The 12,382-nt window shown below is 71.5% G+C and carries 12 protein-coding genes; 4 read left to right on the top strand and 8 right to left on the bottom strand.

Features of this window, described 5'->3' with window-relative positions; translation table 11 throughout:
* The 4 genes from D7V77_RS14825 to D7V77_RS14810 form a co-directional block, all read left to right on the top strand.
* Positions 1-855: alpha/beta fold hydrolase (locus tag D7V77_RS14825; protein ID WP_306770476.1), on the top strand; the 855-nt coding region annotated here is incomplete at its 5' end.
* 38 nt (positions 856-893) lie between these two features.
* A complete protein-coding gene (locus D7V77_RS14820; RefSeq protein WP_120576933.1) occupies positions 894-1,832 on the top strand; it encodes a proline dehydrogenase family protein in 939 nt (312 codons plus the stop codon).
* A gap of 3 nt (positions 1,833-1,835) precedes the next feature.
* On the top strand, positions 1,836-2,285 hold the full coding sequence (locus tag D7V77_RS14815) for a hypothetical protein (RefSeq protein ID WP_147452068.1): 450 nt from the start codon (positions 1,836-1,838) through the stop codon (positions 2,283-2,285).
* Between the two features lie 139 nt (positions 2,286-2,424).
* Positions 2,425-4,827: an ADOP family duplicated permease gene (locus D7V77_RS14810; RefSeq protein ID WP_120576931.1), complete on the top strand. Its 2,403-nt coding sequence runs from the start codon at positions 2,425-2,427 to the stop codon at positions 4,825-4,827.
* A gap of 16 nt (positions 4,828-4,843) precedes the next feature.
* On the opposite strand, the gene D7V77_RS14805 is transcribed toward D7V77_RS14810, so the two are convergent.
* The 8 genes from D7V77_RS14805 to mbhE form a co-directional block, all read right to left on the bottom strand.
* Positions 4,844-6,637: a thiamine pyrophosphate-requiring protein gene (locus D7V77_RS14805; RefSeq protein WP_120576930.1), complete on the bottom strand. Its 1,794-nt coding sequence runs from the start codon at positions 6,635-6,637 to the stop codon at positions 4,844-4,846.
* A 125-nt stretch (positions 6,638-6,762) separates the two neighbouring features.
* Positions 6,763-7,107 carry a monovalent cation/H(+) antiporter subunit G gene (locus tag D7V77_RS14800; RefSeq protein ID WP_120576929.1) on the bottom strand — a complete coding sequence of 115 codons (345 nt, stop codon included), beginning with the start codon at positions 7,105-7,107 and terminating at the stop codon, positions 6,763-6,765.
* The gene (locus D7V77_RS14795) at positions 7,104-7,391 is read right to left on the bottom strand and encodes a monovalent cation/H+ antiporter complex subunit F (protein ID WP_120576928.1); all 288 of its coding nucleotides are present in this window, start codon (positions 7,389-7,391) and stop codon (positions 7,104-7,106) included. Before D7V77_RS14795 ends, D7V77_RS14800 begins: the two co-directional genes overlap by 4 nt.
* Positions 7,392-7,405: 14 nt before the next feature.
* Positions 7,406-7,903, bottom strand: a complete 498-nt coding sequence (locus D7V77_RS14790; protein ID WP_120576927.1) for a Na+/H+ antiporter subunit E — start codon at positions 7,901-7,903, stop codon at positions 7,406-7,408.
* A complete protein-coding gene (locus tag D7V77_RS14785) occupies positions 7,900-9,267 on the bottom strand; it encodes a complex I subunit 5 family protein (RefSeq protein ID WP_120576926.1) in 1,368 nt (455 codons plus the stop codon). The genes D7V77_RS14790 and D7V77_RS14785 overlap by 4 nt, the downstream gene beginning before the upstream one ends.
* Positions 9,267-9,635 (bottom strand): sodium:proton antiporter, encoded by a 369-nt coding sequence (locus D7V77_RS14780; protein WP_120576925.1) that lies wholly within the window; start codon positions 9,633-9,635, stop codon positions 9,267-9,269. Before D7V77_RS14780 ends, D7V77_RS14785 begins: the two co-directional genes overlap by 1 nt.
* Positions 9,632-10,075 (bottom strand): MnhB domain-containing protein, encoded by a 444-nt coding sequence (locus D7V77_RS14775; protein WP_120576924.1) that lies wholly within the window; start codon positions 10,073-10,075, stop codon positions 9,632-9,634. Before D7V77_RS14775 ends, D7V77_RS14780 begins: the two co-directional genes overlap by 4 nt.
* Positions 10,072-12,357, bottom strand: a complete 2,286-nt coding sequence (gene mbhE, locus D7V77_RS14770) for a hydrogen gas-evolving membrane-bound hydrogenase subunit E (RefSeq protein ID WP_120576923.1) — start codon at positions 12,355-12,357, stop codon at positions 10,072-10,074. Before mbhE ends, D7V77_RS14775 begins: the two co-directional genes overlap by 4 nt.
* Between the last annotated feature and the right edge of the window lie 25 nt (positions 12,358-12,382).

Raw genomic sequence — 12,382 nt, 5'->3', positions numbered from 1 at the left:
GCCCCGCCCCGCCCGCCGCCGCCGCGGGTGCCGGACGTGGAAGACATCCAGCGCGGGTATGAACGGCTGGACTGCGAGGAGCGCGTCGTCCGGGGCACGGCGGTGCGGCTGTTCACCTTCCCTGGGGGCAACAGGGATGTATCACGCACGGTGGTCTGTCTTCCGGGGCTGGGCGCCAGTGGCCGGTCGTTCGCGCCCATGGAGCCGCTGGCCCAGGCGTGGAACCTGCTCCTGTGGACGCCGCCGCTGAAGACACCCGCGACCCATACGCCGCTCCAGTGGAACCTGTCGGTGCTCAACCACCCGGAGGCGGGGCTGCCGGAGCGCTTCGCCTTGATGGGGTCCTCCTACGGCAGCCTGCTGTCCATCGCGTATGCGTTGGAGCACCCCCAGCGGGTGAAGGCGCTGGTGCTGGTGTCGCCGGTGGCCAGCGTGCGGAAGATCCGGAGGCTGGCGTTGACGCTGTCCACGCTGGTGCGGGCGCCCCGGCCGCTGGCGTATGTGTTCGCGCCCACGGTGGCGCGGGTCATGGGAGGCCGGTGGCTGCCGGCGGAGGGGCGGGCGGAAATCGTGCGCGAGGCCCGGCGCATTTCGCCGCTGGAGCTGATGCGGCGGCTGCGTGACATCCTGGCCGCGGACTTCCTGCACCGGTTGCAAGAGCTGCGCGTGCCCACGCTCGTCATCGAGGGGGGCCGGGACCTGCTGGTGCCGCCCGCGGCCGCGCGCGACGTGGCGGCGCATGTGCCGGGCGCCCGGCTGGAGTTCCTGGAGGCGGCCAGTCACCTGCCGTACATGAGCCACCCGGAAGCGTTCAATGAACGCGTGTCCGACTTCCTCTCGCGGCACCCTGACTGAACAGGCGTTATCTCTAGTCGCGGGGGGAACACATCCACATGACCACGGCCGCAGACCAGCTGTCCCGCTCCGCGCTGCTGTTCCTGTCGCGTCAGTCCAACCTGAAGGACGTGGCCACGCGGCTCAAACCCTTTCGCCAGCTCGCGTCCCGCTTCATCGCGGGGGAGACGCTGGAGGAGGCGGTGGACGCGGTGAAGGCCCTCACGGCGAAGGGGCTGATGGCCAGCTTCGACCATCTCAACGAAGCGGTGCGCTCACCCCCGGAGACTCGCGACGAGGTGAAGCAGTACCTGCGGTTGCTGGCGCGCATCGACCAGGTGGGCGTGCGGGCCAACGTGTCGATGAAGCTCACGCAGTGCGGTCTGTTGTTCGACCGGAACCTGGCGCTGCAGAACGCGCGGGCGGTGGTGGCGGACGCGACGGCGAGGGACTCGTTCGTGCGCGTGGACATGGAGGAGAGCGCCGTCACGCAGACGACCCTGGACATCGTGCGGGATTTGCACTCGGAGTTCGGCGAGCGGCACGTGGGCGCGGTGCTCCAGAGCTACCTGCGGCGCACGGAGGAGGACGCGAAGGCCCTGTGCGCCGAGCGCGTCCGCATCCGGCTGTGCAAGGGGGCCTACCTGGAGGGTTCCGACGTGGCGTTCCCGGACAAGAAGGACGTGGACGCGAACTTCGTGCGCTGCATGCGCATCCTCCTGGACAGCGGCGTGTATCACGGCATCGCCACGCATGATGAGCGGATGATTGACGCCACGTTGGAGTACGCCGCGCGTCAGCATCTGCCCAAGGGCGCCTTCGAATTCCAGATGCTGTATGGCATCCGGCGCGACCTCCAGGAGCAGCTGGCGAAGGACGGCCATCCGGTGCGTGTCTATGTCCCGTATGGGAAGCACTGGTATCCCTACTTCATGCGCCGGCTGGCGGAGCGTCCGGCCAACCTGTGGTTCGTGATGCGCAACCTGATGAAGGGGTAGGCCATGAGGAATCCATACGCCGCCGCATATGTCGCCGGGGCCGTGGGCACCGGCGCCCTGGGAGCGCTGGTCGCCGTGCGCAATGCCTCGCTGGGCCGTCCGCCGCCCTACTCCGCGCGCAACATCGCGCGGCACGTGCTGAGCCGGCTGTTCGGACGGAAGCTGTCCCGGCGGGAGGCGGCGGACTGGGCCTTCGCGCTACGCGCGGGCTATGGCCCCCTTTTGGGGATGGGCTGGGGCCTGGTGCGAAGGGGCACGTCGAAGTGGTCCCTGCCGCACAGCGGTGTCCTGCTGGGCCTGGGCGTGCTCGCGTTCGAGCGCATGGCCTTTTCCCTCTTCAAGGCGACGGCCTCGGAGAGCAGCTGGACACGCGAGGAGCACGTCTGGCTGTTCGCGCAGACGGCGCTGTTCGGCGTGGTCACCGAGGCGACGATGCGCTGGCTCACGAAGTAGTCCGTTTCACGGAAGTGGGACGGTCGTTCCCAGTTCCGGTCAGGCCCCGGGGCGGCGTGCTCCGTCCGGCGGAGGAAGGCCGTGCGTGGCATCCTCGTTGCTACACGCGCGTCCTCGTCCCCCCACCCCTGACAGGTCCATGCTCTTGCACGAAGTCCGGCGCACGTTGCGCTCGATGGCCCGGGAGAAGCTCTTCACCGCGGTCGTCGTGTTGACGCTCGCGCTCACCATCGGTGCGACCACGGCGGTCTTCAGTGTCGTGTACCCGGTGCTCTGGCAACCCCTGCCGTATCCGGAGTCGGAGCAACTGGTCCGCCTCTTCCAGGCGACGACGCCGGGCGCGGGGGCCGGGCCGCACAAGGACCGCACCCGCGTGAGCCTTCCGGTGTGGACCGCGTGGCGCGAGGGTGCCCGGAGCTTCTCCGGCATCGAGGGCGTGCGGGTGGCGAAGCAGCTGCTGGGCGGAGCGGGGCTGGAGGCGCGGCTGACCGTGGGACGCGCCTCCGCGGGGCTGATGCCCCTGCTGGGCGTCCAGCCCGCCCTGGGGCGGCTCTGGGGGATGGAAGGAGAAGTTCCGGGCCGCGACCGCGAGCTGGTGCTGACCCATGCGCTGTGGCAGCGGCTGTATGGGGCGGACCCCGCCGTCCTGGGCCGGAGCGTCCTGCTGGACGACACGTCGCACGTCATCGTTGGCGTGCTGCCAGAGGACTTCCGCTTCGAGCCGGAGGTGGAGGCGTGGAAGCCCCTGGCGCTGGATGTGCTCAAGGACGGCGGCAATACGCTGCGCGTCGTGGGCCGGATGCGTCCGGGCGTCTCCCTGGAGCAGGCCCGGGGGGAATTGCTTCCGCTCACGCTCGCCGCGGCGGACGTCCCGGGCGAGCCACGGGTGGGGGTGCACGTGGAGCCCCTCCACGCGTACTTCGTCGAACAGTCCCTTTCGCAGCTCCAGATCGCGGCCGGGGCGGCGGTGCTGCTGTTGCTGTTGGGGTGCTCGAACCTCACGAACCTGCTGCTCGCGCGGGGCAGCGCGCGGATGCACGAACTGTCGGTGCGGCTCGCGCTGGGAGCGACCCGGTGGCAGCTGGTCCGGCAGGTGTTCGTGGAGAGCGCGGTCCGGGCCGCGTTCGGTGGCGTGGGCGGGTTGCTGCTCGCGCTCTGGGGGCGGGGACTGCTCACCCTCTTCATTCCAGGCTGGTTCGTGTCCGGACCGGGGCTCGAGCCCTCCTTGCTCGCCATCGTCGCGGCCGTGTCGCTGGCGACGGCGGTGCTGGTGGGGGTACTGCCCGCGCTCCACGCCTCGCGCGGAGAGGCCCGGGCCGTGCTCGCGCCGATGGCGCGCGGAGGGCGCGGCGCGACGTCCCTGGGCTGGGCGCGCTCGGCGCTGGTCGTCGCACAGCTATCCCTGGCGCTGGTGCCGCTGGTGGGCGCGGGGCTCATGCTGCGCACGCTGTGGAAGCTCCAGGCCGTGCCGCTGGGCTTCGAGCCCGAGCACGTCACGGTCGCGGAGGTGTTCTTCCCGCTGGAGCAGTTCCCCGACGAGGCCCGGGCCTCGGCCCTGGCCCAGGCGCTCATCGCGCGGATGGAGACGCTCCCCGGCGTGGACTCGGCCGGGCTCACCGCGGCGCTCCCCTTCTCGGGTGAAGTCTGGCGCGAGACAGCGGGCTTCCACGTCGCGGGGATGCCCCCGCCATCCGGGATGCCTCCCCGAGCCGGTTACGTTCCGGCCAGCGCGGGCGCGTTCCAGGCCATGGGCATCGCGTTGAAGCAGGGCCGCCTCATGGATGCTGGCGACACAGCGGATCATCCTCCCGTGGTGGTCGTCAGCGAGGCCTTCGCGCGCCGGTACCTCCCGGGCCGGGAGCCGGTGGGTGTCCGGCTCCAGTTGGACAGGGACGCGGCGCCCCGGGAAGTCATTGGCGTCGTCGGGGACGTGCCCATGGAGCGCATCTCGGTGGCGCCGTCCGGGGACCTCTACGTCCCGCTGGGCCAGGACATGCGCAAGAGCCTGAACCTGGCGGTGAAGTCCTCGCTGCCGGCGCCCCAATTGCTGGCGCTGCTACAGGAGGAGGTCCGCGCGGCGGATCCGAACCTGCGGCTCCTCAACGTCCGACCGCTGGACCGCGTGGTGGAGGCCGGCTCCGCCCGGGTGCGGGTGCTGGGCGGACTGCTGGCGGCGTTCGCGCTGCTGGGCGCGGTCCTGGCCTCGGTGGGGCTGTATGGATTGCTGGCCTTCTGGGTGACGCAGCGGACGCGGGAGCTGGGCATCCGGAGCGCTCTGGGCGCGACGCCTCGGGGACTGCTCCGGCTGGTCGTGACCCAGGGATTGCGGCTCACCGGCCTGGGGCTCGCCGTGGGGCTGCTGGGCGCGGGGCTGCTGGCCCGCGCGCTCTCCGCGATGCTGTATGGCATCACGCCCCACGACCCGCTCATCTTCGTGGGAGCGCCCGCACTGCTCTTCCTCACCGCGCTGGCGGCCAGCTGGATTCCCGCGGTCGCCGCCACGCGTGTCTCCCCTGCCGAGGCCCTCAAGCAGGACGCCTGAGGGCCCCTGCCCCACCTCAGGACTTGTTGCCCTTGTGGGGGAGGAGGTTCTCCACCATGTCCTTCAGGGACTGCTTGAGGAAGCCGCCCGCGTCCGGGTCGCCCTTCACGACGGCGGAGGCGAACATCTTCGCCTGCTCCACGGTGATGTGCGGCGGCAGGGGCGGCACGTCCGGGTCCACCCAGGCCTCGAAGACGACGGGCCGGTCCGCGGCCAGCGCTTCATCCCATGCGGCCGCGAGCCGGTCCGGCCGGTCCACGCGGATTCCCTTGAGGCCCAGGGACTCGGCGTATTTCGCGTAGGGGAAGTCCGGCAGCTCCTGCGACGCGGCGTACTTCGGGTCGCCGGCCATCGCCCGCTGCTCCCAGGTCACCTGGCCCAGGTCTCGGTTGTTGAGCACCAGGACGATGAGGCGCGGGTCCTTCCACTCCTTCCAGTACTTCGCCACGGTGATGAGCTCCGCGTTGCCATTCATCTGCATGGCGCCGTCGCCCACCACCGCGAGCACCGGGCGGTGCGGGAACGCGAACTTCGCGCCCAGGGCGTACGGCACGCCGCAGCCCATGGTGGCCAGGTTGCCGGACAGGGACGCCATCATCCCCTGCCGCACCTTCAGGTCGCGCGCGAACCAGTTCGTGGAGCTGCCGGAGTCCGCCGTGAGGATGACGTCCGTGGGCAGCTTCGGGGACAGCTCCCAGAACACTCGCTGCGGGTTGAGGGGGTTCGCGTCGTTCATGGCGCGCGCCTCCAGCACCTTCCACCAGCGCGCCACGCCCTTCTCCACGCCCTCGCGCCAGCTCCGGTCCTCCTTGCGCTTCAGCAGGGGCAGCAGCGCGCGCAGCGTCTCCTTCGCGTCGCCAACGAGCCCCACCTCCATGGGGTAGCGGATGGAGAGCATCCGGCCGTCCAGGTCGACTTGAACGCCGCGCGCCTGGCCCTCCGGCGGAAGGAACTCCGAGTAGGGGAAGCTCGTCCCCACCATCAGCAGCGTGTCGCAGTCCTGCATCAGGTCCCAGCTGGGCTTCGTGCCCAGCAGGCCGATGGAGCCCGTCACGAAGGGCAGCGCGTCCGGCAGCACCGTCTTGCCCAGCAGCGCCTTGGCCACTCCCGCGCCCAGCCGGTCCGCGACCTCCAGCACCTCGTCCACCGCGTTCATGGCGCCCGCGCCCACCAGCATCGCCACCTTCTTGCCCGCGTTGAGGACGTCCGCGGCGCGGCGCAGGTCCGCGTCCTGGGGAATCACTCGCGGGGACGCGTAGCCCACGCTGGAGTGCACGGTGCCGTGCTTGCGCGCGGGTGGTTCGTAGGGCAGCTCCTGCAAGTCGTTGGGCAACACCAGACACGTCACGGTGCGCTCGCACCGGGCGATTCTCACGGCCCGGTCCAGCGCGTGGCGGATGGCGGAGGGCGCGGTCACCATGGTGACGTACTCGCTGGCCACGTCCTTGAAGAGAGAGGTGAGGTCCACCTCCTGCTGGTAGTGCCCGCCCAGGGCCGTGCGCGCCTGCTGGCCGACAATGGCCACCACGGGCTGGTGGTCCAGCTTCGCGTCGTAGAGGCCGTTGAGCAGGTGGACGGCGCCCGGGCCGGAGGTGGCCATGCACACGCCCACCTCGCCGGTGAACTTCGCGTGCGCGCAGGCGGCGAAGGCGGCCATCTCCTCGTGGCGGACCTGCACGAACTGCATTTCGGAGTTGCGCCTCAGCGCGCCCATCACGCCGTTGATGCCGTCGCCCGGGTAGCCGTAGACGCGGCGCACGCCCCACTGGATGAGGCGATAGACGAGGTAGTCGCTGACGGTGGCGCTCATGCGCGAGGCTCCTGGGCAGGGGGAGGTCCCTCGCGTATCAAGCTAGTGACCGCGGTGTGCCCTGGAGCCCGGGGGCATCCCGGTGCCCGTCCCGCCCTTCTGGGAGCGGGCCTGCGTGCGGGCGGCTACTTCCGCTCGTGGCCTTCCGGTTCGTGCCGGTGCCGCCGGCCCTTGTCGTGGGCGAGCTCCGGGCGCTTCTCCGCCAGCCAGGCGATGGCGTGGGCGGAGCTGGGGATGGTGAGCATCAGGAACGCGGCGACGAGCAGCCCTCGCAGGAGGAGCCAGCCGTCCGCCGTCGCCAGCGTGGCGCCGATGATGACCAGCGCCCCGCCGAAGGGCACCGCGCCCGCCGCGTGCACGCGCGTGAGCACCGAGGGCAGCCGGTACATGCCGATGATGGCGGCGGTGATGAAGAACAGGCCCAGCACCACCAGGCCGTCGGCCACCCACTGCAACCCGGCGGACATCATCGGCTGTCCTCCTCGTCGTGGAAGGTGCGGCCGTGGTGCAGGAAGCGGGCGCCGGCCACGGTCTGCACGTAGGAGAGCAGGGCCAGCACCAGGGCCGCGTCCAGGTAGCCGGCCTCGCCGCGTGTCGCGCCGTACAGCGCCAACACCGCGCAGATGACCAGGCCCAGGGTGTCCACGGACATGAGCATGTCCGCCGAGGACCGCTGGCGTGAGGCCAGCAGCACCAGCGCTCCCAGCAGGCCCACCATCCACACGATGGCCAGGGTGAAGAAGGTCTTGTGCATCGCAGGCCGCCTCCCTACGGGAACACCGCGCGCTGGTAGCGCTGGTAGAAGTTGTCCTGCTGCCGGATCAACCGGTCCGGATCCGACGCGTCCAGCGCGTGCATGCGCATCACGCGCTTCTTCCAGTCCAGCTCCAGCAGCACCGTGCCCGGGGACAGGGACATGACCCACGAGGACACCTGCACGCCGCGCGCGGTGCGCTCGCCCATGGGGACCTCCACGACGCCCGCGTGATTCGCACGGTCGGCGGGGCCGAAGATGACCGTGAGCACATGGAAACAACTCCGCGTCACCAGCACGGCCAGGGCCCAGCCGAAGCGGGGCAGGTGCAGCGTGCGGCGCCAGTGCTCGCGAGCACCCAGGACCGGGGGCAGGACCGCCAGGGGGAACAGGCGCATCACCCCCAGGGCCAGCACCGCGCCCAGCGCGAGGTCCACCGGGTGGAAGCTGCCCACCATCAGCGCGTACAGCAGCGCCAGGGACAGCATGTGCACGAGGGTGCGCGGGCTCATGGCAGCGTCCCCAGACCCTGGATGGCGTCGCGTCCGGCGCGCAAGAGCGGCTCCGGCCAGAGGCCCGCGGCGATGAGCGCGAGGGACAGCGCGTACACCACCGCGCCCGTGCCCCGGTGCAGGGCCGCGCCCTCCCTCAACCACCGCTCGCGCTGGTAGGCGCGGAAGAGGGCCAGGAGCGACAGGGCGCTCGCCAGCACCACCAGCCCCGCGAGCCAGGCATGCCCCTGCTCCAGCGCCGCTCGCAGCAGCCAGGCCTTGGACCAGAAGCCCGCGGTGGGCGGCACTCCCGCCGTGCTGAAGGCCGCCACCGAGTAGGCCCTGCGCGCCCGCTCGCCGCCCCGGTCCTGCGCCAGGAACAGCGCCGTCTTGTCCACGGAGCCCGCCAGCGCCAGCGCCACCGCCGCGCACAGGCCCTCGCGGCCATCCAGGCTCAGCGCGGCGATGATGAGCCCCGCGTGCGAGATGGACGCGTACCCGAGCACCTCGCGCGTGTCCCGCCGGGAGAGCGCCAGCACGGAGCCGTAGAGGATGCTCGCCGCGCCCAGGATTTCCAGCAGCGGCCGGGCCTGCGCCAGCACCTGCGGCATCACGTCCACGCCGAAGCGCAGCAGTCCATAGCTGCCGATGTTCGCCAGCGCTCCCGCGAGCAGCGCCGCCACCGTGGGGCCCGCGTCCCGGTACACCGCTGGCGCCCAGAAGTGGAATGGGAAGAAGCCCAGCTTCACGCCGAACGCGCACAAGAGCAGCGTGCCGGGCACCAGCAGCGCGAACGGCTCCCCCGCCTGTCCCCACGCGATGATGGACAGCATGTCCAGCGTTCCGGTGGTCAGGTACAGCATCACCACCGCCGTGAGGAACAACGAGGACCCCATCAGGTTCACCACCACGAAGGTGAACGCGGCGCGCAGGTTCCGGGGCTTCTCGCCATACGACGCCAGCGCGAAGGCGGACGTCATCGCCAGTTCGAAGAAGACGTAGAAGTTGAACGCGTCCGACGTGAAGAACACCCCCGTGAGCCCCGCGCCCATGAAGACCACCAGCGCGGGGAAGCTGCGTGACGTGATGCCTCCCGCCACGTGCTCGTACACGAGCGTGCCCAGCAGCACCGACGTGGACACCAGCGCGAACACGATGGAGAGCTGATCCGCGCGCAGGCGGATGCCCACGCCCACGGGCCAGTCTCCCGTGACGAACTGGGGCGCCTGCGCGCTCCAGGCCTGGGGCAACAGCCACACCGTGCACACGAGCGTGCCCGCGAGCCCCGCGATGGCCAGCCACGCCACCCACGCGCGGCGCCCGTCCAGGAACGCCAGCACCACGCCCAGCACCCACGGCAGGAGCAGTGGACCCCAGAGCGGCATCAGGAGTCCTCCTCCCTCTCCACGGCGTGCACGCGCTTGAGCTCCGCTTCCACCAACCGGTCCGTGCGCAACGAGCCGTGCGCCCGCTGCGTGCGGTGCACCAGCGTGAGCAGCAGCGCGGACACCGCGAAGCCGATGACGATGGCCGTGAGCGCCAGCGACTGGAGCACCGGGTCCGTCACCGGCCAGCCCTGCTGCACGCTCAGCGCCTCGCCGCGCTCCGGGAAGGAGCCCGCGAGGATGAGCAGGACGCTGGAGTTGGTGATGAGCACCGTGCCGCACGCCACGCGCACCAGCTCGCGCTCCAGCACCATGCGCACGCCGCACGCGAACAGCAGGCCCACCACCAGGGATGCGATGAGGATCATGGTCCGGACTCCTCCTCCGCTCCCGTGCGCAGGGCGAAGCGGTCGATGACGGTGACCACCAGCCCGAAGACGATGAGCATCAGTCCTCCCTCGAAGATGAGCGCGGTGTGCAGGTGGAGGCCTCCTATGCCCAGCTCCGGCTGGTCCGGTCGGGGGAAGAGGCTCATGGGCGTGTAGCCCGCGAGCACGGGCAGGAACGCGGTGCCCACCACGAGCAGCAGCCCCACGCCCGCCAGCGGCGCCGCGTACCGCACCGCCACGTAGCGCCGGGCCTGGTCTCGACCCGCCACGACGTACTGGAGCAGCACCGCGAGGCCGGCGAGCGCCCCGGCCGGGAAGCCGCCGCCCACCGACGCGCCGCCCTTCAGCCAGAACGAGAGCGCGATGATCAACGACGGCCACAGCAGGAGGCGCGACAGGGGCGGGACGAAGGAGATCATGGCTTCTTCCCCTTCAGGGTCAGGAGGCTGGTGACGCCGAGCAGCGCCGCCACCACGACGGTCATCTCCCCCACCGTGTCCAGGCCCCGGAAGTCCGTGAGCACGGCGGCGACGACGTTGGGCGAGTGCGCGGCTTCCGCCAGCTGCACCGTGCGCGCGCCAACGCGGTCCGCATGGAGATGGGACAGGGCGCTCCAGCTCAGCAGGAAGGCGCTCGCGCCCGCGACACTGGCCGCCAGGCGGTCGCGTCCGCGGGGGTTCTGGGCCTCGTGCTGGGCACGCGCGAGGCGGCCGCGGGGCAGCAGGGCCAACAGGCCCGCGAAGAGCAGCGTGAAGGTGGTCTCCACCAGCACGGAGGTGAGGGCCACGTCGGGCGCGGCGGCGAAGGCGAACACCATGGCCAGGCTGAAGCCCACGCAGGAGATGAGCAGCACCAGCCGCAGATGACCCTTCGCGCGCAGCGTGGCCAGCGCGGCGGCGGACGCGAAGGCGAGCGCCATCACCAGCGTGATGTCCGCCCACCCCACCGGGCCCACCTTGAAGCGGTCGCGCAGCGGCGTCACGCCCAGCACCGCGAGGCCCAGCAGGCCCGCGGGCACCAGCACGGACGCCACGCGGTCGCGCAGGTCGCGCACCTCCTTCTCGTGCAGCCACGTGGACAGGCGGTCCAACTGGTGCAGCAGCAGGCGATAGCCTCGCTCGGCGCCTACGTGGGACGCGCCTTCCAGCACGCGGGAGAGCGCGGGCGTCCACGCACGGCGCGAGGCGAACAGCGCCACGCCCAGGACCCAGGCCCCCACGGCGAGCAGGTTCTCCGCGCGCGCATCCAGGTGGTACGCGAGCTCCAGCGTGGAGGGCTCGCCGCGCATCGCCTCCGCGGCGGCGCGGGAGGGCGCGACCAGGAGCCCCGGCAGCACGCCGCCCAGGAGGATGGCCGCCGCGAGCACGGCGACGGGGGCCACGAGCAGGCGCGGTGCGGCGGGCACGTCCTGGCGCGGTCCACCGAAGAGGCCCCACCACAGGCGCAGCGTGTACGCGAGCGTCATGCCCGCGCCCACGAGCCCGGCCGCCATGAACGCGGGGCCCTCCTTCGCGAGCGCGTGGAAGAAGACCTCGTCCTTGAAGAAGCCCACGGTGAGGGGCAGCGCGGCGAGCCCCGCCGCCGCGACGGCGCTGGCGCCCGCGAGCACGGGGAGCGAGTGGCGCAGGCCGCCGACCTCGGACAGATTTTTCTTCCCGGTGACCTGGGTGATGGCGCCCGCGGTGAGGAAGAGGGCAGCCTTGCACGGCGCGTGGGCCGCCACGTAGAGCGGCGCGCCTTCGGAGCCCAGCGCCACCAGCACCAGGGCGTAGCCGTACTGCGCGATGGTGGAGTACGCGAGCACGCGCTTGAACGGATCCGCCACCAGGGCCATGAGGCTGCCCATGCCCAGAGACAGGAAGCCGATGGCGAGCAGGCCGTGGCGCACGTCCGTGGCGGGGGCGAACAGGGGATAGAGGCGCTGGAGGAGGAAGACGCCCGCGGCGACCATCGCGGCCGAGTGCAGGTACGAGGACACGGGCGTGGGCGCGGCCATGGCGCGAGGCAGCCAGAAATGGAACGGCACCTGCGCGCTCTTGCCCAGCGCGCCCACGGCCAGGCACACCAGGGCGCCGGTGGACGCGGGGTTCTGCGCCGCGCGTTCGAAGACGAGCGGCAGGGAGAAGGTGCCGTACTGGAGGCCCAGCGTCATGGCGCCCGCGAAGAAGACGACGGAGGTGGCGCCGGTGAGCACGAGCGACAGGAGCGCGGCGGCGCGCGACTCGGGGTCCTCGCGGTCGAAGCCGATGAGCAGGTAGGAGATGATGGTGGTGAGGTCCAGCGCCACGAAGAGCAGCAGCAGGTCATCCACGGTGACGAGCAGCACCATGGCGGCCATGAACGCGAGGAGGAGTCCCTGGAAGCGCACCTCGTCGCGAGCGGGACGGCCTTCCTCGTGGAGGTGGTGCGGCATGTACGCGCGCGAGTACAGGACCACGAGCGCGCCGATGCCGAGCGCCATCGCGGCATAGAGGCCGGACAGGCCGTCGCGAGTGAACTCCAGCGACAGGCCCCAGGAGGGGGCCCAGGGAAGCACGAGGCGCGTGGGCGCCTGCGTTGTCCATTCATGGACCAGCGCCCCCATCGCGGCGAGCGCGCCCAGGGCGCCCATCCAGGCCGCGGCGCCCGGACGCCACCGGCCCGCGACATAGGCGAGCGGCGCGCACGCCAGGGCCAGGAGGATGGGCAGGAGGAGGGGCATGGGCGAAGAGGCCCACGTTAGGAGT

Origin of the sequence: Corallococcus sp. CA041A (assembly GCF_003612075.1) — a bacterium.
Lineage (GTDB): Bacteria > Myxococcota > Myxococcia > Myxococcales > Myxococcaceae > Corallococcus > Corallococcus exiguus.
This window is presented reverse-complemented; position numbering and strand designations above follow the sequence as displayed.